The organism is Azospira inquinata, assembly GCF_018905915.1.
Taxonomy (GTDB): Bacteria; Pseudomonadota; Gammaproteobacteria; order Burkholderiales; family Rhodocyclaceae; genus Azospira; species Azospira inquinata.
On record NZ_CP064782.1, the window covers coordinates 1,358,942 to 1,382,774 of the forward strand.

Below are 23,833 nucleotides of genomic sequence, written 5' to 3' on the forward strand. Positions count from 1 at the left end.
AAAACCCATGAGCGAGACGAATCCTAGTCCAGCCACACCTAACTCCGGAGGCTCCCTGTACGAGAAGCACCGGAAAATCTACGCCAAGGCCGTCAGCGGGCTGTTCGCCAACTGGCGCTGGGTGATGGTTTTCATCACCCAGGCGATTTTCTACGGCGGCCCCTGGCTGCAATGGAATGGCCGCCAAGCCATTCTGCTCCACCTGGTGGAACGGAAGTTCTACCTCTTCGGCCTGATTTTCTGGCCCCAAGACGTGATTTACCTGGCCATTCTGCTCATGGTTTCGGCCTACGGCCTCTTCCTGGTCACCGCCGTGGCCGGACGGCTGTTCTGCGGTTACGCCTGTCCCCAAACGGTCTACACGGAAATTTTCATGTGGATCGAACGCATGGTGGAAGGGGACCGGAACGCCCGTATGAAGCTGGACAAGGCCCCCATGTCCGGCGCCAAGGTGGGCAAGAAGCTCACCAAACACGCCCTGTGGATCATTCTCGCCCTCTACACCAGCTTCACCTTCGTGGGCTATTTCACCCCCATGAATGAGCTCCTGGGCGAACTGAAGACCCTGCACCTGGGCCCCTGGGAAACCTTCTGGATTTTCTTCTACGCCGGTTTTGCCTACCTCATGGCCGGGTTCATGCGGGAGCAGGTGTGCAAATACATGTGCCCCTACGCCCGTTTCCAAAGCGTGATGTTCGACCCGGACACCCTGATCATTACCTACGATCCGGAACGGGGCGATCCCCGGGGCGCCCGGAAAAAAGGTGAAGATTACAAGGCGGCGGGCAAGGGGGACTGCATCGACTGCGGCGTCTGCGTCCAGGTCTGCCCCACGGGCATCGATATCCGCAACGGCCTGCAATATGAATGTATTGGCTGCGCCGCCTGTATCGACGCCTGCGACGGGGTGATGGACAAGATGGAATACCCCCGTGGCCTGATCCGCTACTCCACGGAAAATGTGATGAACAAGAAGGTGGAGCGGACCGGCATCATCGGCCATGTGATCCGTCCCCGGATTCTCATCTACTCCGGCATCCTGACCATCATCACCGTGACCGCCGGCTGGTTCCTCTTCCACCGGATCCCCCTCAAGGTGGACGTCATCCGGGACCGGGCCACCCTGGCCCGGGAAACGGACGATGGCCTGATCGAAAACGTCTACACCCTGCGGGTGATGAACACGGACGAAAAGGAACACCACTACTCGGTGAAGATCGACGGCCTAGATACAGCCTCCGTTTCCACCAAGGAAGTGGTGGTGCCCTCCGCCACCACCACGGAAGTGACGGCGGAAGTCCATGCCAGCCCGGATGCGGGCAAGAAGGGCTCCAACCCCATCCACTTCGTCATCCAGGCGGAAGACAATCCGAACATCCAGGTCAAGGAAAAAGCCGCCTTCATGCAGCCCCAGTAAAGAGGGGCGCCGCCCCGGCCGGTACGGCGGGACAGAAGGCGAAACATCCAGGGAAAGGCTTCGGCCTTTCCCTTTTTTTGTCCACCGGCCCATCTTAAACAATGAAAATTCTGGTAAAGATGGGACTCCCGGGCTCCCCCAAGGGCGCCCGTCATTCCACAATAGCCGTCTCCCCTCCCCCGACCCCGCCCATGTCCGCCCCGGAATCCTCCGCCCCCCAAATCCCCCCTGAAGTGGCCCTGATCCAGGCCGCCCTCAACCACAGCGCCCAAGGGGACACCACCCTGCCCTCCTTGCCCCCCGGCATTCCCCCGGAAAAGCTCCAGGCCGCGGCCCTCCACCTCCTGGCCATCCTGCGCCAGAACGCGGGCCAGCTGGAAGCGGCGGAGGCTTTAATGCGCCAGTCCCTGGCCCTGGAGGAAACCCCCCTGACCCTCCATTCCCTGGGCGTACTGCTGCACCGGATGAAACGCTGGGAAGGGGCAGAAGCCGCCTATCGGCAGGCCATCGCCCTCACCCCGGACTATGGGGAGGCTTACAACAATCTGGGGATTCTCTATAAGGACTGGGGCCGCCCGGCAGAGGCGGAACAGGCCTATCTGGAAGCAGTGCGGGTCAAACCCGAATACCCGGACCCCCACAATAATCTGGGGGTGCTCTACAAGGGCCGGGGGCAACTGGAGGCGGCGGAGGTAGCCTATCGCCGCGCCCTGGAGCTGCGCCCCGATTTTCCCGAGGCCCTGAATAATCTGGGGGTGGTATGCAAAACCCGGGGTGAATTCGCCCAGGCGGAAGGGTTCTACCGCCGGGCCGTGGACTTACGCCCCCATTATGCCGAGGCTCACAATAACTTGGGGGTGGTGTACAAGGAGACCCGCCGCCCGGTGGAAGCAGAAGCGGCCTACCGGGAAGCCCTGGCCCTGCGCCCGGATTACGCAGACGCCCGTTGGAACCTGGGCCTGCTTCTCCTTTCCCTAGGCCGCTACCGGGAAGCCTGGCCCTGCTACGAATCCCGCTACCACCCCAATCGCACGGAGGCGGTGAGCGTGGCGCCCCCCTTCCCCTTTCCCCAGTTGCAGCGCAACGACGACCTGGCAGGGAAATCCCTGCTCATCTGGCCGGAACAGGGCTACGGGGACGCCATCCAGTTCGCCCGCTTTCTCCCTGAAATGAAAGCCCTGGGGGTCCAGCGTATTACCCTGTTCTGCCCGCCGGTCCTGGGGGAATTGCTGGCCACCGCACCGGGGGCAGATCAGGTGATCTGGGATGGGGCCCAGCTCACCCAGCATGATTACTGGGCCTTTTCCCTCAGCCTGCCCTATTACTGCCACACCTCCCTGGGCACCCTACCCGCCGCCCCCTATCTCCACGCCCCGGCGGACCGCCTGGAGGCCTGGCGGGAACGGCTGGCCGGCCCCGGCTTCAAGGTGGGCCTAGTGTGGAAAGGCAATCCGGAGCACAAAAACGACCAGCACCGCTCCCTGCCCGGGCTTTCCACCCTGGCGCCCCTGTGGGAAGTACCGGGAGCCCGGTTTTTCAGCCTGCAAAAAGGGGCAGACGAGGGCGCTGCTGCCCAGCCCCCGGCCCGGCAGCCCCTCACCGCCCTGGGGGGAGACATTCGGGATTTCGCCGACACCGCCGCCATCGTCAGCCAGTTGGACCTGGTCATCTGCGTGGATACGGCCGTTGCCCACCTGGCGGGGGCTCTGGGCAAGCCCTGCTGGCTGTTACTCAGCGACCACGATACGGACTGGCGCTGGCTCAAACTCCGCAACGACTCCCCCTGGTACCCGGAAGTCATGCGCCTCTTCCGCCAGCCGGAAGACGGAGATTGGGCCACCGTCATCGCCCAAGTAAAAACCGCCCTGGCCCGGGCGGTAGTAGAACAGGAGTAGGGGACGAAGCCCCCCTCGAACAGGAGGGATAGCCTTCCGCTGACGGCTTCAGGCTTTCAGCAAAAACAAAAGGCCAGCCACGCCGGATCGTCGATCAAGCTTAACGCCAGCAAGATGACCAGACGATACAGTTCCGGAGACCATCGCTGCCAATAGGCGCTAAAGGGCCGGGGAAAATTCGGAGAACTCAAGATCACAACTCACGCCAGAATAGCTAACAAAAAAGGGGCAATTGCCCCTTTTTTGGATGCTACGCCAAATTCAGATGCGGGCGTAATCGCTATGGTGCTTAGAAGTGGTAGTTAATCCCGACGGTCCAGACGGACGCATCCAGTTTCACAGTCTTGCCTACCGCCTCGGCAACCTTGGAGCCCCCTACATCTTCATACTGGACCCGGGCTTCCCAGTTTTTATCGTAGAAATAGGAGACCCCCAGGCCCAAGATGGGTACAGCGGCCCGCTTTGTCTGTTGGTAGTTTTCATCCGGGTCAAAGCCTTCTCCGTCGGTATGGGCATTGGCCTTGCCTTCAGCAAACAGTACGCCGGTCTTGGCAAAGAGGCTCCATTTTTCATGGACGGGCCAGGACCACAAGGCATTCACCGCGACCCCATGAATTTTTGCCGAAGCGTGGTCACTATAACCATCCGTACGGCGGAGGGAATATTCACCCAAATCCATATAACCCCCTTCTATGGCCACATAGGGGCTGAATTTGTAACCCACATGGAAGTTATAGGCCGTGTCATCCCGATCCTGGCTCAGCCAGCTTTGGTTGGCGGAATACCCACCCGGCAGTTTCAGGTCGTAGTGAGTTTGCCCCACATCAGCCCCCACGTACCAGTTGGAATCGTCAGCCCAAGCCATTCCGCAGAACATGGCCAACATCAAACAAGCAAGCTTCCCTGAGTATCTATTTTTCATGATTTTTTTGAATGTGAGAGGAAATAAACGACGGCGATTCTAGGCGTTCTTTACACTTCTTTAAATATTACGTTTGTATTATTTATAGCAAAAATCATGGATTTCACATTAACAAACAATAGACTACCAATTTTAAGAAAGCATAAATTGAATTATTTGTCATACACCTCATCCCAAACAACACCCGCACAGACTGTTACAAACTGACCCGCTTTCCGCGTCTTCCGAAATGGATTCTGGGGCGTTAAGGGAACATGGCACTCAAATAGCGGAGACCGCACATGTTCATCAACCAGACCGAATCCAACGAATTTCTCCAATCCCTGAAACAGGCTGGGGTCACCATTCAAAACGAACGGGAAGTGACTGAGCGTTTGGCCGAAGCGGGGGAATGGCACTACGCCTTCCGTACCCTGGTCAATGCGGGCAAGCGTATCGGCATTCACTTTGCCCCTTCCACCCCGATCCAACCCCAGCAACTGGACAACGTTTTTGCCCAGTTCCGCTTCAACAGCACGGACGCCTCCGCCTTCGAGGCCGCTCTGCAAGGCTAATCGCCTACCAGACCTTGACCGGGGCACCATTTTCCAGGATGCCCCTAGGCCTGCCTCCAGAATTAAAAGCCACACCCGGTCAGGGCGTGGCTTTATTGTCCGGCTCAGGGCCCTGGGGGCAGCCAAGCCGCTCGTAGATGGTGTAATGCCCTGGCCGCCGCCAATACCCATGGTGGCCATGCCGTACCGGGCCCCACCCGCTGCATTTCGTGGCGCAGCTAGGTGACGATTACCGCTCCGGTGGCACCTACTGGGTGGCCCAAGGCAATGGGCTAAGACACCAGCCGGGCCAGGGGCTTGTGCCCCGCTGCTACCGCCTTGTCCCCATCGGCCAGCACCAGAAAAGCCGCCCCGTCATTGATGCCGGCTCCCCTATCCCTGGGCTCACCCGGCCAGGAGAGCCCCGCAGATGACAAAAAAGTAATCACCGCGTCAGGAAACGGTAGGGCCCAAGGCCCCAAACTCAGGTTCACCTCGTTACGGGCCGTCCCCATGACTCTCCAATCCTCTCTTCGTCCCACCTTCCTGGCGATAACCCTGGTGACTTCCAGCGCCGTCTATGCCCTCCCCCCGCGCCATGTGGACGTTTATAAAAGCCCCTATTGCGGCTGCTGCGAACAATGGATCGGGCACATGGGCCGAGCCGGTTTCGAAGTCATGGCCCACGATGTGCAGGATGTACCGGCTACCCGCAAAACCCTTGGCATGCCTGACCGCTACGGCTCCTGCCATACAGCCAAAGTCGGTAACTACCTCATTGAAGGCCACGTCCCCGCGGCGGATGTACAACGCCTCCTCCGGGAGCAACCCACCGCCATCGGTCTGGCCGCTCCGGGAATGCCCCAAGGGTCACCGGGGATGGAAACCGCCACACCCCAGCACTTTGCCACCTTGCTGATTCGCAAAGACGGCAGCTATGCCCTTTTCGCGAGACATTGACCGCTCAAACAAAGGCACGGTCCATTAATCCTCCAGGCTTGCCGCCCAAGCCCCCGCTGGGGAGGTCCCAAAATAAAAAACCACGCCCGGTAAGGGCGTGGCTTTTTTGTCCGGCCCAGGGCCCTGGGGATCAGCCCAACCGCTCGTAGATAGTGGTAATGCCCTGGCCACCGCCGATGCACATGGTGGCCATGCCGTAGCGAGCGCCCACCCGGTGCATTTCGTGGAGCAGCTTGGTGACGATCACCGCCCCGGTGGCACCCACCGGGTGACCCAGGGCAATGGCCCCCCCATGGACGTTGGTCTTGGCCGGGTCCAAGCCCAGACCCTGCTGCACCGTCAGAGCCTGGGCGGCAAAGGCTTCGTTGGATTCGATCAGGTCGATCTGGTCCAGGGTGAGCCCGGCTTTTTTCAGAGCCAGCTTGGCGGAGGGAATGGGGCCTTCCCCCATCACGTCGTTGGGCACCCCGGCGATGGCGTAGGACACCAGCCGGGCCAGGGGCTTATGCCCCGCCGCCACCGCCTTATCCCCGTCGGCCAGTACCAGGAAAGCCGCCGCGTCATTGATGCCGGAGGCGTTACCGGCCGTCACCGTCCCGTCCTTCTTGAAAGCCGGGCGCATCTTGGCCAGGGCTTCCAGGGTGGTCCCCGCCTTGGGATGCTCATCCGTATCAAACACCACTTCGCCCTTGCGGGTCTTCAGGGTAATGGGAACGATCTGGGACTTGAAGTAGCCCGCCTCAATGGCCTTTACCGCCCGGGCCTGGGATTCCACCGCAAAAGCGTCCTGGGCTTCCCGGCTGATGCCGTGTTTGACTGCCAGATTTTCCGCCGTAATGCCCATGTGGCCCACACCGAAGGGATCGGTGAGCACCGCCACCATGGCGTCAATGGCCTGGGTGTTGCCCATGCGGGCCCCCGTACGCAGGGCGGGCAACAGGTAAGCGCCCCGGGACATGACTTCCACCCCACCCGCCAGGGCGTAATCCGCGTCTCCCAGCATAATGGCCTGGGCCGAACTGACGATGGCCTGTTGAGAGGAGCCGCACAGCCGGTTCACCGCAAAGGCCACCGAATCCATGCTCATGCCCCCCTGAATGGTGGCCACCCGGGCCACATAGGCATAGCGGGATTCCGTGGGAATGCAGTTGCCCACGCTGGCAAACGTCACCGCTTCCGGCGCCACGCCGGAACGGGCAATGGCCTCCTTCACCACCACCCCCCCCAACTCGGCAGGTTCCATCTCCTTCAGGCTGCCGTTGAACGTGCCGATCGCGCTACGTACGGCGCTGAGAACAACAATATCCTTCGCCATCTCACTTCTCCTCATTGATGATGTGGCCCGTCACGGCCCCTTTTGCGGGATTCTTGTTGAACGTGACGCCCAGAAAAAAGGGGGCAGAATTGCTGCCCCCTCCCACGGTCCCCTCGCCACCCAAAGCAGCGGGGATACCGTTAGAGGATTCTACTATTCTTATGGCGTAAATCTGCGACCTACCCGAGGAGGAAACAGGGGCAAAAATGAGCCCTAATCAAGAATCCGTGGCCTACCATACGGTCAAGCGGACGCCAACAAAGCCAATGGTTTCGCCATTTTTTGTCAGAGCACTCCACTCACTACGCTCTTTATGGCTCACCTTGGGCGTAAGGCCACTATGGCCCGACATACGCTCGTTAAGCTTGCCCCAGTATCCGGCGCAATCGCTGTCACTGGCATTGCGCATGCAATCGTGTCCGAAGAAAGGAAGTCAGCCTTGAAATACAACCGCATTGATCTCAAAGGGAAGTCCATCGCCTACATGACGGAAGGCAGTGGCTCTCCCATCGTTCTGCTGCATGGGTGGCCGCAAACATCCCATGTCTGGCGCAAAGTTATTCCATTACTTGCTACCAAGCACCGGGTTGTAGCGATTGACTTACCTGGGCTTGGCGAAAGTCAGGCCTTTGACGTTTTTGATACTGGCGCCGTCGCGGACATCATTTCTGATGCGACCGAAACATTGGGTATTTCGAGCTTTCACTTGGTCGGCCACGACATAGGGGCATGGGTTGCCACATCCCTCGCCCTTCGGCAAGAGGGACGATTGAATTCCCTTACCGTTGTGGATGCGGGAATTCCTGGCCTCATCCCGGACGAAATATTCAAACCAAGTAATGGGTCGCGTATCTGGCAGTTCTATTTCCATGCGGTTAGCGATATTCCCGAACTTCTCACAGAGGGACGTGAGCGGGAATATCTCTCTTGGTATTTCCGCAACAAGGCAGTCGTCAAAGATGCAATCTCCGAGACCGATGTCGATCTCTATACGAATCAGTATCGGCGCAAACACGCTATGTCTAACGGATTCGGGTATTACCGGGCGTTCGCACAGAGCGCAGACCAAAATCGATCATTCCAGCAAAAACTGGCCATTCCTGTTTTTGCCGTCGGAGGTGAATCAGCCATCGGAGCGAGCATTGGCGCGGCAATGAATAAGATCGCAACCGACGTTACCACCAAGGTCATCGTCAACTGCGGTCACTATGTCCCCGAGGAGCGTCCAAGTGAGTTTTCTGAAACTCTGCTTGAGTTCATCAATAACCTTGGCCTAGTCTAAGAACGCTGCACAATAAAGCGTTGAGCAACGCCCCTGACATTAAGTGTTATGCCTATGGAGGATTTATGAAGCTGTTCGCACTGCTCATCCCTCCATTGCTCATGCTGCCCAGCGTCTGGCTTCCGCCCCGACCTGGTGATCGAGGTCTAAAACCCTAACGGCATCGCCCATGAAAAAGGCCACTTAGGTGGCCTTTTCGTTTCACCGGAGCCAAGGGAATCTTTGCCCGGTAGCGTTTATCGATGGAGAGTAGCTTTTATCGTTGTTCAGTAGCTTTTATCGATGGAATTTACAACAACTATAAATTCCATCGATAAGTGAGAACAAAATCCGTAACCTCAGATTTTTTTCACAACGATCTTCAGTAGCCAAACAACATATTTCGAGACCGGATTAAGATATCACATCGATGTTTTGGACCATATGGCCATGCCTGTCCGGAAGATCAAGAAGAACTATCGCAACGTTACTGGGATATGTGCCGCAACGAAAGCTGTCGGCGAAGCCCAGTTTGAATCTACGCTGGAGCGGGACTTTCTTCGGTTGCTGGAGTTCTCCCCTGAGATCGCGGAGTTCGAGGTTCAGCCGCTTACCCTAACCTGGGCAGACGATTCCGGTACCGAGCGTCGCTACACACCCGATGTCCGAGTCGTTTTCCATGAATCGACGGGCATGAAGCCTTGGCTATGTGAGGTTAAGTATAGATCAGACCTGAAGGAAAACTGGTCCGTCCTCTACCCAAAATTCCGTCAAGCAATCCGGTATGCCAGAAAAAAGGGATGGCGCTTCCGCCTGATAACAGAGAAGGAAATCCGGGGCAACACTCTGGAAGTAGCCAAGTTTCTCCTCCCGTTTCGCCGTAGAAATATTCCCCCTGACAAAGCAGCACACGTCTTGGCTCTCGTCGGCACGTTGAAACACACGACCCCTGAGGGCCTGCTTCAACACATTAGCGCCGACCCTCTGGTCCAGGCTGAGTGGTTACCTGCAATTTGGAAGGCCGTAGCACTCTTCCAAGTCGGAGCAGATTTTAAATCCCCTCTCTCCATGTCTTCCCGGCTTTGGAGCCTGTCATGAGCGATCAAACTCCACGCCTTGTCTTGGATTACGGAACATCTGTGTTTTATCGGGGCCGTCGCCACGTAATCTGCCAAGAATCGACGGACTTCGAATCAGTGATGCTTTCCGACCCGGATACCGGCAAGGTATTTCAGGCGCTGATTGCGGATATCTCTCCCTTCTCAGAACAACCTGTTGCCGCTGTCGGTGACTTGACGTCCATCAACGACAACAAGCTTGCAGAGGCCAATCGGAAATACGAAATTATCCGACCGCTGCTGACTATGGCGAGGCGTACCAAGGCTGATGTCCTGGCTTGCGCGAGCGCACATAGAGTCGGCACTTCCACAATCTACCGATGGCTGCATGAGTTTGATCGGATCGGCCGCGTCTCCGTATTTGTGCGAAGTACTCGTAAGGACAAAGGCCACGCTACGCTACCGGAAGCGATTGAGACGGTGCTAGCCGATACCATCAAAGTCCATTACCTCTCCAAGCAAAAGAAGAACGTCTCCAAGGTAATTCGAGAGTTGGAAGCGCTCTGCAAAAAGCTCGGCCTGGAGGCTCCCCATCCGAATACGGTCCGTAATCGTATTAAGCAGCTGAATGCCTATGAGAAGAAAAAAGCGCGGGAAGGTGGCAAAGCGGCAAGGGATGCTTACGCTGCGATTAAGGGGAAGTTTCCAGGAGCTGATTTTCCGCTTTCTGTCGTTCAGGTAGACCACACGCCCTTGGACATTGTCCTGGTAGATGACCTCTACCGGCTACCGATCGGACGGCCTTGGCTGACCCTCCTGATCGACGTGTTCTCCCGCATGGTCCTGGGCTTCTACATCTCGTTCGATCCCCCCGGCAACCTGTCGCTGGGGCTATGTCTGACCCACGCCTTCCTGCCTAAAGAAAAGTGGCTGGCCAAGCAAGGAATTGAAACAGCCTGGCCTTGTTGGGGAATTCCCCGGACGATCCACGCTGACAATGCCAAAGAGTTCCGGGGGAATATGCTGAGAAATGCCTGCAAAGAGTACGGCATTGACCTGGAGTGGCGGCCGGTGGCGACACCTCACTATGGCGCCCACATTGAGCGGCTCCTTGGCACCCTGAACACGGAAATCCATGCGGCCCCCGGAACTACATTCTCCAATCCCAAGCAGAAGGGGGAATATGACGCTAACGGTCAATCCGCCATGAGTCTGTCCGAGTTTGAAAAGTGGTTCACGATCCTCTGTGTGGAGGCCTACCACCAGCGGCCCCATTCCCAGCTCGGTATGCCCCCCATTGCCAAGTGGCAGGAAGGCATTTTGGGTACCAAGAAGAAACCGGGCGTCGGCATTCCTCCGCGCATTACCGACGAGCTGCGCCTTAAGTTGGACCTCATGCCCTTCGAAATCCGCACGGTGCAGCACTACGGCATCGTCTGGGACCACATTGAGTACCAGCACGATGTGCTTCGCCGCTGGATCAACGCGCCAGATCCGGACGCTCCCAAGCTCAAGCGCAAGTTTCTCTGCCGGCGTGACCCTCGGGACATCAGTACCATCTGGTTCTACGACCCGGAGGTTCAGGAGTACTACCCCATCCCTTATCGCAATACCTCTCATCCGGCCATCAGCATCTGGGAACTTCAGGAAGCAAAAAACCGCATCAAGAAGGAACATCCCGGGACGCCCGTGGATGAAATGCTGGTTTTCGATGCCTACGACAAAATGCGGGAAATTGAGGAGCAGGCCAAGGTACTGACCAAAAAAGTAAGGCGAGACCGGCAACGCAGCAGGATGGGCATTATCAATGCCCGTAACTACGTTTCCCCACCCCCTCCGGAGGTCATCCCTTCTCCGTTACAGAGCGACTCCACCTCGCCCCGAGTTATCAAGCCTTTCGAGGACATTGATGACATGCAAGGGGAAGACGATGACTGAGGCAGCCCCCCATCTCCTCAGCAAAGCTGCGGCTTATCTGGAGCGCTCAGATGAGGAGCGGATGGCCTACATTCGCTCCCCCCGGTGGATCGGCTACCCCAAGGCCCATGAGGCCTTAAACAAATTAGAGGAATTGCTGACCTACCCCCAATCCCATCGGATGCCGAATCTGCTCATTGTGGGCGACACCAACAACGGCAAAACCATGTTGGTCCAGCGCTTCTGCAAACAGCACAAGGCGTCCGACAATCTGGAAGGGGAAGCGGCCAACGTACCGGTGCTCTATCTGCAGGCGCCCCCGGTTCCCGATGAGGGGCGGTTCTACAACGCCATTCTCGAACACCTCTTCGCGCCCTACAAATCGGGGGATCGGGCAGATCGAAAGTTGTTTCAGGCCATCAAGATCATGAAGGCCGTAGGGCTCCGGCTTTTGATCATCGACGAAATCCACCACATCCTGGCCGGATCCATGACGAAGCAGAAGGCGTTTCTGAACGTGATCAAGTATCTGGGCAACGAGCTGCAAATCCCGATTGTCGGGGTCGGGACCAAAGATGCCTTCCGTGCGATTCAAACGGACCTTCAGCTCTCCAATCGGTTTGATCACCTCTCGATCCCCCGTTGGCACAACGATGAGGATTACCTACGGCTGCTGGCTTCATTTGAGCAAATCATTCCTCTTCGGAATCCTTCCCACCTGGTAGATGGCCCCCTGGCCGACAAGATTTACTCCATGACTGAAGGCTACCTGGGAGAGGTAGCCCGACTCCTGGTGAAAGCCGGGGAGCAGGCCGTGGCCAGTGGTAAAGAGCTCATCGACAAGAAAATACTGGATGGCTTGGGCTGGACGGCCCCCTCGGACCGCCGCAAGGAACCGAGGACCTGACATGTCCTACGGCAAGGTCTGGCCCGTCCATCCCAAACCCTTGCCGGACGAACTGTTGTCCTCCTGGATGGTGCGCCTTGCCCAGGCCAACGGGATCAAGCTGCAAACCCTCTCCTGGCAGCTCTTTGGGAATGCCCGGTCACCTTGGAACCGGGACATTGACCGCTCAGCTCCCCCCTGGTTGATTCGGGAGTTGGCCCTTCATACCGGAAGCAACTACTGGGATATTTTCCACACTACCTTGGTGACTTATCGTCAGCGTCTTTATGCCCGGCGGCGATGGTCCGGCCAGTTACCCTGGATACTGCCGGTGAATAACTACGGCATGCGCCATACGGCCTTTGGCCAGCAATTTTGCCCAGTCTGCTTGTCCAACGATCCAACTCCCTATTTCCGCAAGCAATGGCGGCTGGCTCCATTTACTTACTGCCCCATTCATCAAGTCAAACTAGTGGAGGCCTGTCCCAGCTGCGGCCTCGCCGTCATGTACTACCGGGGAGATTTTGGCAGGACGATTCAGGAAGCCCGCCCCATGCACGTTTGCCATGGTTGTGGCTACAACTACGCGGAAATAGAAGGTGAGCCGACAGAATTCTTCTCGGAAGAAATTCACCAGACCTTTAATGGCATGCTGATGTCGCTGTTGGGACCAATTTCCCAGGCGGGGACATTTACCCTCCCATTTTTCTTGGTGCTCCACCAGCTGTCCTCAATCCTGGTAGGTCTGGGCAATAAAGCTCGGCTTGAGGAATTCATCTGCCAGAGGCTGGGAACGCCGTTCGTAGCTCGGCCCCGAAGGAGGTTACCCATTGAGGGATACACGCTCACGGAGCGCCATCACCTACTTCAGTGTGGATTGTGGCTGATGGGGGATTTAGCTGGTCGCCTGGGTGAGGCGTGGGCCGGGAAGGCAATCCGGTATAACTACCTGCTCAAGGGCTTTGATGGAGCACCGAGGGAATATCGGCAATTGGTGAGGAGATTTTCTGATTGGCGAAAACTTTAGCACGGCCAAATACTTCCCCTCAAAACCGGGCCATAAAGCACCTGCTGGTAGGCGGCAAAACTGTGATGGGAAAGGGACGAACTTCGGATATGGATCATATTCAGCCAACAATCCCGGGCAGATGCTACCCAGTTGCGCCTATGGAAAGCAAGCAAAAGTGCCCACAACCGACGAAAGCTGCTCCGGTTTGTACTTTATAAACATACTACTCTGCGTATGCGAACTTGGTATGTGCCCTGCCTGTAGTATCCACGGGGAATACGAAGCTTTTCCAGTCTCCGCCCGTGTGAGCCTTCATCAGCTCATGCAACTGATGTATGAACCTATACACATTGCCTGTGGAGTCGTTCAGCCTCGCACAATGCAAAGCTCCTTCTCGGACAAACGAGAACTCAGAAGTCCCCGTCGTCAATATAGTAGTCAAACCGACAGGCCATTTCCTCATAGTTGAACTCGACGGACTGGCGCATGGCTTGAATGATTTTGTTTAGAACTTCTACCTGCTCCTAGATTGTCATTGCTCCGCCTTTTCTGAAAGAATCTTTGCGTCGGCACCACGTTTATCGAATTACCAATTGTCAAATTATCCTGCAGGGAAACGTGGTTGAGACTTAAATGGCCAACGCAGTACGTATAATTTATTACACCATATAGTAAATAATACAGTATAATTTACCATATTGTATGGTTGTTTACATGAAATCTTAGGGGATGATATGTCCAAGGCGGATACAACACAGCAGCGACTATCAACTCTTGAGCTATTGCTGCTATGGGAAGGGGTTCTGAATCGCAGCAGGCTCGCCAATATTCTTGGGCTTAGCAACATTCGAGCAAGCCAATTGATTCAAGAGTTTCGTGCTGAGTATCCCCGGTGGCTTGCATGGAACAGCAAGTCACGCAGCTATCATGTAACGCACGAAGCCTATTTAGCTACTAAGCGTGACGATAGAGCTCATGATCGTGCTGAGTCTTTGGCAAAGTACCTCAACTTGGTCGGTTTGTCTTATGTCGCAAGTGATGCTGAAGCCGCCAACCCGATATGTTCTGCATTCCCTGATCTAAGTACGCCAGAACCACAAGTCTTCGCGATCTTGTCACAGGCGATACGATCGAATTCAGCAGTTGAGATCACGTATCGGTCTATGGCGGAACCGGAGGCACATCGGCGAATTATTTTCCCTCATCATTTGGTGCGCGCCGGCCGGCGCTGGCACGTGCGGGCATTCTGCGCAGAAAGCGATTCCTTTCGGGATTACACCCTGCGTCGTATCGTTGAGGTGAGCCCGCTGAAAAATGCCGCAACGCAAGGGGCAATATATGATAAAGCGTGGATGACGATGGTCTCGGTGCGGCTGATTGCTCATCCCTTACTCTCCTTCGAGCAACAAGAGGTGATCCGCTTTGAGTACTTCGCCAACACCTCCGCGCGCGTCGATACCTGCCGCGCAGCGCTTGTTCCCTATTTCATCCAGGACATGCGGGCTGCTCTCGACCCGGAAACCCAGCGCCCCCCCGATTACCAGTTGGCGGTACAAAACCTTGCCGAGGTGAAACCCTGGGTATTTTCACCATGACCTCCTCCGCCATTAGCCTCTTCGATCGGCTGCCGCCAAACATCTTTGCCATACTGCACGGCGCGAATGCCCGCCGGGCTTGGGAGCTATTGGAGCGGCTCGCTATCCAATATTTTGGCCCCGACAACGAACTACCTTATCCGGACGGCTATCTTCATAGCGACATCACCAAGGAAATCGAACGTTTCCTCCTAGATAAGGGATGGGAGATCGATGACGACGAGGGCGTCGGACAGACCATCAATATAAAAGCCAACTATCTTCTTGCCCGCCTCGTAGAGTCGGGATGGTTGTGTGAGGATAAAGTCGGCGGACGACTGTTCATCACCATGAAGCCGGTTGTTTCGCGATTCTTCGAAATGCTGCATCAATTTGCCGCCGAGGGCCCGCCGATGATCGGCGGCAATATCCAGGTCGTGCATGCGCAGATGAAATCGGTTGTTGAGAACCCCCGGGAGCAGGCAGCCGGCTTCGTCACGGCCGCCAAGTTGTGCACGCAATTGATCGGTTCGCTGAACAGCACGGCATTCCGTGTCCGTGACCTGATGCAGGAGATCGTCAAGGAAAAGGAAATCCACCTCTTCGTCAGACGTTTCTTCTCGGAGCACATTTCCCAGATCTACATCCGCGACTTCAAGGAACTGCGCACAGAGAATCACCCGCTGCGGCATCGCATGGACATCCTCGCGCTAGTCGATGAAGTCGCCCGGAACGAGCCTTCTCGGTCGCTCCTCTTGCAGGGCTACCGCGACCTACCGGGAACCAAGCTCGGCGAGGAGGAGGTAATGCTCGAGCGCGATATCGAACGCTTTCACCGGTTGATGACGATTGAGAGGTTCCTCGAACGTATGGACCGCATAATCGAAACCGTCTATCAGCAAGCGAATGCCTACCTTGCTTACCGCCTAAAGGCCACCGAGCGGATTGAGTCCATCATTGCAGACACCATCGATGCCGCCACTCGGGTCGACAGCTTGGGCCTGACGATCGAGGGCAACATCCTATCGCCGCGCCCGCTCGTAAATGAGGATCATCTCTATTTGCCGTCCCAGCGCCGCCCAAAGCCCGCCCCGCTAGCGTGCAAAAAGCGGGAAATGACCCCCGTCGAACGAGCCATGCATCAACTGCGCAAGGCCATGATCGCCAACCGCGATACTTCCGCAGCGGAACTTCGCCTCTACGTAGAACAGAATCTACCGGAAGGGGTGACGCTCTCTGCGGCCGACCTACCGACGGGAACAGTCAAGGATCTAGCTGCACAAATGGCGCTGTCACACTTGGCTGCCATTGCTACCTATGATCTAGGGAAGTTCCGCAACGATCGCTTGCTGAGGAATCTTGGCTTTGTAGTAGAAAGTGTACCAGGTGAGCGGGTCGATACCGAATTTTTCAACATGCCGAACTTCACGGTCCGGCGCGAAAGGAAAAGCAATGCCACGTAACTGGGACGCCATCGCCGATGCTGAGGATTGCCTCTACGAGCCAGACGATTTCCGGCGGGCCATGTACCAGATCGTATGCCAGCAATGCCTCTACCTGCGCAATCCGCAGCAGGCGGTTGCATACCGCCTGATTGCCCAATACAAACCCCAGTTTGCGGAAGCCCTGGACCTGCTGGGTCTGAAGCTCATCCATAACGCGGTGCGCGAATATTGCGTGGTTACGCAGCGCGTTTCCCGTCATCAGCCCATGACGCTCCAACAGACCTACTTCCTCCTCGCCTTGCGGCAGGCTTACCACGTTCGCGCCAACGTCGGCGACCTGACGACAATGGGAGACGCTCATTACAGCATCCCTGACTTCGAGGAGTTGTACCGGGAATTGACTGGCCGGGATTTGCAGGCGACGGGGATGCAGTCTTTGCGCGATGCGTTGCGCGACGCGCAACGGCACGGCTTGGCCCGCGAGGAGAACGCCCCTGAAGATGATCCGCAGCCGTTTGTTATTGCCATCCTGCCGGGTATCACCGACATCCTCAATGAAGAGGCGATTAGTCGCTTCGGTGCCAACTTGAAGGCGACGCTGATCGAAGTCGACGCAACTCACATAGAGGCGGATGACGAAGAGGAGATGCAATCATGATGCACTTGATCGACGTTCACTTAGTGCACTTCTATCTGTGGGACTACGAAACCTTCCATCCTTCCCCCCGGGGCTTCGGTATTCTGGGCGCGAATGGTGCTGGCAAGACGAGCTTTGGCGATGCCGTCCAAGTCGCCTGGGTCGGCGGAAATGACAGGTATCTGCATTTCAACGCTCAGTCGGTGCAGAAAGATGCCCGCTCACTGCGCGACTACGGCCTTGGAATGATCCGTTCCGGACAAGGTGACCACACCGTCATCAGCCGCAAGCGGGACGAGGGGCTGACCTACATCACGCTAGTATTTAGGAGCGACCAAAATCCGGCCAACGTGGTCAGTGCTGGCATCTGCTTTCATTCACGCATCTCGGAGAAAAATCACGACACGCTGGGCCTCTATGTCCTGCCCGGCGTTCACCTTTCGCTCGATCAGCATCTTGAAAAGGTGGGCAGCGACGCCTACCGACCGATGCCCTGGGAATTGTTTGATGCCCAGGCTCGCCAACTTGCCGCTCGCGCTGGTCGCACACCCACGCTCACCGCGAAAGCAAAAGTCTATGTTGAAGAGCTCATGCACAACCTCCAGCACCCGGGGCAACCGATCAACACCGACACCTTCTTGCGCGCCTTTAGCCATAGCGTAAAGCTAAAGCACGTTGACTCGGTGGGCGAATTCCTGCGCGGCTACCTGGTCGAAGCCAAGGCCATCGAAAAGCAGGGGACGCTGCTCCACATGCAATCGCTACGTGAATTGCAGGTGCAGATCGCGGAAGTAAAGCAACAGATCGTTGAGCTGGCTTTGATTGATAAGTGTTACAAAAAGCTCGCTTCACACCTGCGCACCAAATGCACCGCGGAGGCGGTCCGGGGGCAGCTGCAGTATGAGAGCCACTCTTCGACATTGGACAGCCTCCAAGGCGATATCGACAAAGTCGGGGAGTCCATCAGGACGCAGGCTGCGCGCCTTGACATCCTGCAGAACAAGCTTCCACAGTTGAAGGAAACATATGAGCAGCTATTGGCAGCGTTCAACACGGACCCGGATGTCCTAAAGTCAAGTCAGGCAGCCCGCGTTCATGAGGCAAAGCTTAGGGCAGTCGGGCTCCTTTTCAGAGAAATCGAGCGGCTGCAATTGTTGGTCCGGGGCTCGCTAGCTGCGCTGCACGTTGCCTGGGAGAACGGATCCCAGAAAGAGGCCAAGGCGGTGGCGGATCTTCTCAAGCAGTGGGATGCCAGAGCCGAACAGGGGGAGGCGGCGGGGTTGGACGACATCAACCATGTGCTACCACTCCTTACGACTGCCGGCGAACAATTGAGTAGGCATATCTCGGCGCAGGCAAGGCGGGTCGCCGAAGCCAAGACCAACTTCGACGCCGTCACTGGCAAGATATCCGCCAGCCAGCGCGGCTTTCACGTCTCCGATGATGGCGCAGCTACGGCCATGCTGGCGCTTGAGCGGGCGGGCATTAGCACTCAGCCGGTGGGAAGTCTAGTGTCGGTGACGGCACCAGACTGGCGGCGCGCGATTGAATCGTTCCTGAAGCGGAACCGCTTCTCCATCGTGGTAGATCCGGGCCGGGAACAGGACGCCATGCGCATTATGCGCAAAGAGAACATCAGGGAAGTGACGGTGGTGGTGCCTTCCCATGTCTCCGACTGGATTGGAAGAAAGCCGCACACAGAGAGCGTCGCCGCCCTCGTCGACGGTACGCATCCGGTGGCTCTTGCCTACGTGCGCCAGCTACTTGGCAGCCTCCGGCAAGTGGAAACGGAAGAGGATCTTGAGCGTCACTCACGCTCGTTGACCCGGGACGGCATGCTAAGCGCCAACGGCGGCACCAAGGGCATCCGCCTGATCCCGGAGGCCGAATGCATGCTTGGGCGCAAGTTATCCAACGAGGACAAGGCCGGATTGCAGGCTGCCCTCATCACGGCAACCGACACTAGGGCGACGGCCCAGCAGCAACTGAATCTCCTGAAGGCAGCCGACGAGCAGATTCGCGCCACCGTGCGAGACGTTTCCCTGGAGCGCTTCGCGCGTGCTCTCAACGACTATCAGACCGCCAAGGCGGACGCCGATGCTTCCAAACCCATACAGACGGAAAAGGTATCGGAGCATTTGGTGGCGCTGAAAGAGCGGATGGATAAAGCGAAAAACGCCCTCAAGGACGCCGAGACCGAAGTCGAGAAACTACTCCCTGACCTGGGTGGCGATCGCCAGAAGCATCAAGACCTGCTCCGGCGGCATGAAGACACTCAGAAATTGATTGATACCAGCAAGAGCCTTCTTGATGAAATCCGGCAGCGGGTTGATTACGACGATGCTGATTTCGTCAAACTATACAGCCACTGCTTCGATGTCATCTCCGCCGATTCAGACACTGGTCCCGCCGACGTGATGATTCTATTGGAGAGGCAGATAAAAGGAGCCGATTCGCGCATCGGAGGTGCCGATCGCGAGGCCACTATGGCATTCGCCGATTTCATCAATCCGCGTTCCATGGTACTTCAGGAGGAGCGAAGCGACTGGCGGAAGGCCGCTGTCTGGGTCGCAAACCGGATTGAGATGCTTCAGGGCTCGACCCTAGGAAAATATGAAGAGGAAGCGGCCGATGCGCGAGCGGCGGCTGAAGCCGCCTTCCAGGCGGACGTAAAGTTCAAGATCCGCGAAGCCTGCGCAGAAGTAAAAAACAGAATCAGCGACTTAAATCGTATTCTCACGAGTTCTCCGGCTTTTACCGGCGGCGAAAAATACGAATTCGTGTTCACCCCATCCCCCGCTCACGAAGCACTGTTCAAGGCGATCATGGACCAAACTCTTGACTTCCAGCCCGGCACGATGTTCGCGAATCCCGAGATGCAGAAGGAGGTATCACGGCTGCTCGACAATTGCCAGAGCGGCCTGGACAAGAACAACAACCCCTTCGAGGATTACCGACTCTTCTACAATTTCGACCTTAGTATCCTGGTAGATGGCAAGAAGGTCGATAGCCTGAGCAATCGGATGGGGGTTGCCTCCAATGGTGAGCACCGTGTGCCGTTCTACGTCATCGCGGGGGCAGCGCTAGCGAACGCTTACCGGATCAAGGATCCGGCAACCCATCAAGGGGTCGGCATCATGATCCTCGACGAGGCATTCTACGGAATCGATGCCCAAAACAGCTTTGCCACCATGGAGTTTCTGAACAGCCTCGGGCTACAGGTCATCCTAGCAGGGCCAGACACGGATGCTGGGAAATTGGCACCAATGATGGAGGCCTATTACGAACTCATCCGGCCCAACAACGGTACGGACGTCTTTCTCGAATATATCGTCGTGAAGGAGCCGACGCACCAGAAGTTCTTGAGCGACATGCCCGAGCGTAATCCCGAACTGGTAGGACATGCCGTCGCCCAGCTATCGCTATCGATACCATGAGCGAATTAGCTAGGCGGGCGTTGAAAAAATTGCTGGCAGCAGCGGAAAATGCCATCGGGCGCGAAGCGGCTGAGCGCACGATTTCTCTATGCTTTTCTCCAGCCTCTTTCCCAGAGTATTTGTCCACGGAAACACATGCCAAGAAGGCGGCCTGCAACGCAGCCCTAATGCTGGCAGAACGCTTCGGCGCGATCAGGATCGACTGGGACCGGCGCGCCGGCGACAAGACCAGCATTGATCGCGTGGTGCTGGCTGACATGGCATTACTGGCTCAGCATCTTGACGTTGTACCGCGATGGGAAGTGATCACCAACGCAAGTGCGGAGTTTGCCAGTTGCCGCAGTGCTCATCCGATTCTGGATGACGTTCTGGAGTGCTGGCGCCGTGGTGTTCAAGCTCGCGGCACGCGCCTAGGGAACACCGCAGACTGGCTAGATGCAATTACGATCGTCGATTTCTGCCGGCAGTCAGGCGAGCTTGAGATACCGGTTCGTCGCTTAAGTGCCCACCGATTAGACGATACCAAGCGTATCGAGAAGCTTTCGTCCTTGATCGACGCTGTACTTCAATCGGATCTTTCGACGCCGGTTCGAGATCAAAATGAGATTTTTTCAGAACTCGGTCTGATGAAGTATCCGCAAACCGTTCTGATCTCGGGCTGTATTGATGTCTTAATCGATGGCGTTCCGGTACAGATACCTCGCCCTTATTTGGGGCTGCCGCCTCTATCCGTCACTGACTTTGTACTGCGGACTCAACCTTTATTCGTGCTGACGATCGAGAACTTGCAAAGCTTTCATGAGTTCGTGGCGACCATGCCGGCGGATGCTAGTGCGATCGTGCTCTATACCGGTGGTATGCCCAGTCCTTCGTGGAAGCGATTGTATGGGCTTCTGTTGAAATCGGTGAATCCGGCAACGCCACTATTGCATTGGGGGGATATCGATCTTGGTGGCTTCCGGATTGCAGGTCACGTGGCAGCCTCCTGCAAAAAACTGCTGAGAAAATTACGCTTGCACGCCATGGTGGCGCCGGTCGGCAATGCAAAGCCCTCTATTCGAAAGGAGCTGTCAAAAACCGAGGTTTCGCGAATCACAGACATCTGCAACCACTGGGGGTGGACACTTGAGGCCAAGCAAATCATAGAGTTTCCCTATGCCATCGAACAAGAGGGAATTATCTGCACATGCACGCAATATGCGTTTGTTTTGACTGCATTAGCAAACTTGGAAGAGGTCTAATCTATTGCCTTAATTGCGTTGTTCGGCTGCCACATAACTCCGAAAAACTACTAAGAACAGAGGATCGTCTCCAGGTGATGAGGCACTATTGATACCGTTCGACCTAGCGCTGCGCAATATCAGCCGCAAATAGACCATGCCGGTTCGGGATTGGAAGGCTGCGCTAACTCGCTTTACCATTCAGCTCAAAGTGCGGATGAAAGACCTTCTACCCAAACCCCGTTTATACAAAATTTCAGACACACTCATTCAACAGCCGCCTGTCTCCGCCATCCTCAAACCAAACGTTTAACGTCTGCAGGTCCAAACTTTGACCGTCGCCTTTGAATCGTTACTTGCCTGGTGACATACCCTGCAACGCCTATGGCAACAACCGGCCAAGAGCAGTCATTGAGGATTTGTCCCGATAGCGGACATCCGAGCAGTCCTCTTGGCATCTGTATTATTTGAGTTGTTATACGGACCTGTCGGAGGCCACTTCCTTGCCCCACAAGCGATTCCGAATGCATAATGGCCGCATGTATATCAATTCACATACGGACCCAGCGGGTCCGTTTAATAATTGTTAGGCCCTAAGAGGCTGTTCACAATCAATCGCATGTCGTAGACTGGGGCATGAGAAAGAGATACCCCAGTGATATCAGCAAGGAAGCCTTTGAAGAAATCAGGCCCTTGCTCGAAAGCGTGCGCAAGCAGACCAAGCCACGGACAGTTGATTTATACGAGGTGTTCTGCGGCGTGCTGTATTTGCTGAAAAGTGGCTGCCAGTGGCGGATGCTGCCCAGTGAGTATCCGAAATGGCGAACGGTACACGCCTACTTCGCCAAGTGGAGCGAGCCTGGTCCTGACGGTTTCAGCGTTTTGGAGCGGGCTTTAAAAAAATGTGGTTGGCGAGGCTCGTACAAGACAGGGGCGCAAATCCTCGACGAGCTTTTTGATCGTCGACGCGCAGAGCGTCAAGAACACGGATAGCGCGGGCGAGAAAGGCTACGACGCCGGCAAGGAGGTATCGGGAATCAAACGCCACATTGCCGTCGATACGCAGGGCTTACCCCACGCCATCGCCGTTACAACAGCCGAAGTGACCGACCGCAAGGGCGCATTGCTTGCTCTGGGCCGCTGCGCTGCCGATTTGCAAGCTGTCCAGAGCCTCTTGGCCGATGGCGGGTATGTCGGTCAGCCATTTGCCCATGCCGTTGAAGAACTTCTCGGCGCTCAGGTTCAAATCGCCAAACGCAGTGAGCTACACACCTTTGCCATCATGCCCCAACGCTGGGTAGTTGAGCGATCCTTTGCCTGGATCGAGAAATGCCGCCGTTTGTGGAAAAACTGCGAGCGCAAGCTCAACACCAGTCTGCAGTTCATCCACCTTGCCTTCCTCTCGCTTTTACTCAGAAGATCGTGAACAGGTTCTAAGAGGTAAATCAACTGCAAATTGCTCTGGTCAACGATGAGCCAACCGAGGCCTTCCCGAATGGGCGTGGAACGTGTGCCCAGTGTGGTTCCGAAATGGTTGCTAAGTGTGGTCCTCGGGTCATGCACCATTGGGCCCATCACTGGTCGCGGAATTGCGACCCTTGGTGGGAAAACGAAACCCCCTGGCATCGGGACTGGAAGAATCTTTATCCAATAAATTGTCGAGAAGTCTCACACAGGGCCGAAGATGGAGAAATTCATCGGGCTGATGTGAAAACACCAACGGGAATCATTGTTGAGCTGCAACACTCGGCAATGAGTGATAGTGAACGCATTTCTAGAGAGGATTTCTACCAAAACTTGGTGTGGGTGTTAGATGGCAGCGTCTTTGCTAAAAATTTCGACATCTACCACATGTTGCCGGCGCCAGATTCGAACATCGCACAAGACCTCGTATGGTCTAAGGCGCAGAGACACATGGAAGGAGCAAACGAGGGGCTTTTCTTTCGTGTGTCGGAGGCGCGAGAAGATGACCCGTTGGCAACGAAAGCCTCAGTTCGTGGAGGCTGGATTCATCACCTGTACGACATTAAGGAACAAGTTGCGCTTTCATATCGTGGCCATCATCAATATGACTGGGTTCGGCCCCGGAAAACTTGGCTAGATGCGAAATGCCCCGTTTTTATCGATTTTGGCAATGAGAGCTTGGTTAAGTTGTGCACTTACGATGAGTCTGATTTGCCTTGTATCCAATTTGTAGCGAAAGGCAAATTTCTACATGATTCCATGCATGAAACACGGGCCAAAGACATCGGTACAAAGTTCTACCCCATTAGTCCTGCACGGGCCTAACGATGCGTTTCAAGGGGCGTTCCCGAAGGTCCGCTTATTAAAGGCTACTTCCGCTTAG

General features: G+C 56.2%; 18 protein-coding genes and 1 pseudogene. 17 read left to right on the top strand and 2 right to left on the bottom strand.

Annotated features, from left to right (window positions below; translation table 11 throughout):
* Nucleotides 1-7 precede the first annotated feature (7 nt).
* Both ccoG and Azoinq_RS06210 read left to right on the top strand, forming a co-directional pair.
* Complete coding sequence (gene ccoG / locus Azoinq_RS06205) at nucleotides 8-1,417, top strand: cytochrome c oxidase accessory protein CcoG (RefSeq protein WP_216130941.1); 1,410 nt, start codon at nucleotides 8-10, stop codon at nucleotides 1,415-1,417.
* 191 nt (nucleotides 1,418-1,608) lie between these two features.
* Entirely contained in the window at nucleotides 1,609-3,312 is a 1,704-nt protein-coding gene (locus Azoinq_RS06210; RefSeq protein WP_216130938.1) for a tetratricopeptide repeat protein, read from the top strand.
* 289 nt (nucleotides 3,313-3,601) lie between these two features.
* Here the strand turns inward: Azoinq_RS06210 and Azoinq_RS06215 are convergent, their stop codons facing one another.
* Nucleotides 3,602-4,177 carry an outer membrane beta-barrel protein gene (locus tag Azoinq_RS06215; RefSeq protein WP_216178452.1) on the bottom strand — a complete coding sequence of 192 codons (576 nt, stop codon included), beginning with the start codon at nucleotides 4,175-4,177 and terminating at the stop codon, nucleotides 3,602-3,604.
* Nucleotides 4,178-4,515: 338 nt separating this feature from the next.
* Between Azoinq_RS06215 and Azoinq_RS06220 the strand changes: the two genes are divergently transcribed.
* Together Azoinq_RS06220 and Azoinq_RS06225 are read left to right on the top strand one after the other, a co-directional pair.
* The gene (locus Azoinq_RS06220) at nucleotides 4,516-4,788 is read left to right on the top strand and encodes a hypothetical protein (protein ID WP_216130933.1); all 273 of its coding nucleotides are present in this window, start codon (nucleotides 4,516-4,518) and stop codon (nucleotides 4,786-4,788) included.
* Nucleotides 4,789-5,280: 492 nt separating this feature from the next.
* The gene (locus Azoinq_RS06225) at nucleotides 5,281-5,727 is read left to right on the top strand and encodes a DUF411 domain-containing protein (RefSeq protein ID WP_216130930.1); all 447 of its coding nucleotides are present in this window, start codon (nucleotides 5,281-5,283) and stop codon (nucleotides 5,725-5,727) included.
* Between the two features lie 130 nt (nucleotides 5,728-5,857).
* Here the strand turns inward: Azoinq_RS06225 and Azoinq_RS06230 are convergent, their stop codons facing one another.
* Nucleotides 5,858-7,042 (bottom strand): acetyl-CoA C-acyltransferase family protein, encoded by a 1,185-nt coding sequence (locus tag Azoinq_RS06230; protein ID WP_216130927.1) that lies wholly within the window; start codon nucleotides 7,040-7,042, stop codon nucleotides 5,858-5,860.
* Between the two features lie 439 nt (nucleotides 7,043-7,481).
* On the opposite strand from Azoinq_RS06230, the gene Azoinq_RS06235 reads away from it, so the two are divergent.
* The 13 genes and pseudogenes from Azoinq_RS06235 to Azoinq_RS06290 all read left to right on the top strand — a co-directional run bounded on the left by Azoinq_RS06235 (nucleotide 7,482) and on the right by Azoinq_RS06290 (nucleotide 23,775).
* Entirely contained in the window at nucleotides 7,482-8,324 is an 843-nt protein-coding gene (locus Azoinq_RS06235) for an alpha/beta fold hydrolase (protein WP_216130924.1), read from the top strand.
* Between the two features lie 423 nt (nucleotides 8,325-8,747).
* A complete protein-coding gene (locus tag Azoinq_RS06240; protein ID WP_216130921.1) occupies nucleotides 8,748-9,401 on the top strand; it encodes a TnsA endonuclease N-terminal domain-containing protein in 654 nt (217 codons plus the stop codon).
* A complete protein-coding gene (locus Azoinq_RS06245; protein ID WP_216130918.1) occupies nucleotides 9,398-11,299 on the top strand; it encodes a Mu transposase C-terminal domain-containing protein in 1,902 nt (633 codons plus the stop codon). The genes Azoinq_RS06240 and Azoinq_RS06245 overlap by 4 nt, the downstream gene beginning before the upstream one ends.
* On the top strand, nucleotides 11,292-12,185 hold the full coding sequence (locus Azoinq_RS06250; protein WP_216130915.1) for a TniB family NTP-binding protein: 894 nt from the start codon (nucleotides 11,292-11,294) through the stop codon (nucleotides 12,183-12,185). Before Azoinq_RS06245 ends, Azoinq_RS06250 begins: the two co-directional genes overlap by 8 nt.
* Nucleotide 12,186: 1 nt before the next feature.
* Complete coding sequence (locus tag Azoinq_RS06255; RefSeq protein ID WP_216130912.1) at nucleotides 12,187-13,191, top strand: TniQ family protein; 1,005 nt, start codon at nucleotides 12,187-12,189, stop codon at nucleotides 13,189-13,191.
* A 716-nt stretch (nucleotides 13,192-13,907) separates the two neighbouring features.
* Nucleotides 13,908-14,768 (top strand): helix-turn-helix transcriptional regulator, encoded by an 861-nt coding sequence (locus tag Azoinq_RS06260; protein WP_216130910.1) that lies wholly within the window; start codon nucleotides 13,908-13,910, stop codon nucleotides 14,766-14,768.
* The gene (locus Azoinq_RS06265) at nucleotides 14,765-16,210 is read left to right on the top strand and encodes a Wadjet anti-phage system protein JetA family protein (protein ID WP_216130907.1); all 1,446 of its coding nucleotides are present in this window, start codon (nucleotides 14,765-14,767) and stop codon (nucleotides 16,208-16,210) included. The genes Azoinq_RS06260 and Azoinq_RS06265 overlap by 4 nt, the downstream gene beginning before the upstream one ends.
* Complete coding sequence (locus tag Azoinq_RS06270; RefSeq protein ID WP_216130905.1) at nucleotides 16,200-16,850, top strand: DUF4194 domain-containing protein; 651 nt, start codon at nucleotides 16,200-16,202, stop codon at nucleotides 16,848-16,850. Before Azoinq_RS06265 ends, Azoinq_RS06270 begins: the two co-directional genes overlap by 11 nt.
* Nucleotides 16,847-20,266 carry an SbcC/MukB-like Walker B domain-containing protein gene (locus Azoinq_RS06275; protein WP_216130902.1) on the top strand — a complete coding sequence of 1,140 codons (3,420 nt, stop codon included), beginning with the start codon at nucleotides 16,847-16,849 and terminating at the stop codon, nucleotides 20,264-20,266. The genes Azoinq_RS06270 and Azoinq_RS06275 overlap by 4 nt, the downstream gene beginning before the upstream one ends.
* Nucleotides 20,263-21,507 (top strand): Wadjet anti-phage system protein JetD domain-containing protein, encoded by a 1,245-nt coding sequence (locus Azoinq_RS06280; protein WP_216130898.1) that lies wholly within the window; start codon nucleotides 20,263-20,265, stop codon nucleotides 21,505-21,507. The genes Azoinq_RS06275 and Azoinq_RS06280 overlap by 4 nt, the downstream gene beginning before the upstream one ends.
* A gap of 37 nt (nucleotides 21,508-21,544) precedes the next feature.
* A pseudogene (locus Azoinq_RS15210) lies at nucleotides 21,545-21,706 on the top strand (IS256 family transposase); the annotation flags it as partial.
* A 416-nt stretch (nucleotides 21,707-22,122) separates the two neighbouring features.
* Nucleotides 22,123-22,912 (top strand): IS5 family transposase gene (locus tag Azoinq_RS06285; protein WP_408627106.1). Its coding sequence is split into 2 segments (ribosomal slippage): nucleotides 22,123-22,385 and nucleotides 22,384-22,912, totalling 792 coding nucleotides; the frame shifts between segments, so codons are not numbered across the junction.
* 326 nt (nucleotides 22,913-23,238) lie between these two features.
* Nucleotides 23,239-23,775 (top strand): hypothetical protein, encoded by a 537-nt coding sequence (locus Azoinq_RS06290; RefSeq protein ID WP_216130892.1) that lies wholly within the window; start codon nucleotides 23,239-23,241, stop codon nucleotides 23,773-23,775.
* The last annotated feature ends 58 nt before the right edge of the window (nucleotides 23,776-23,833 follow it).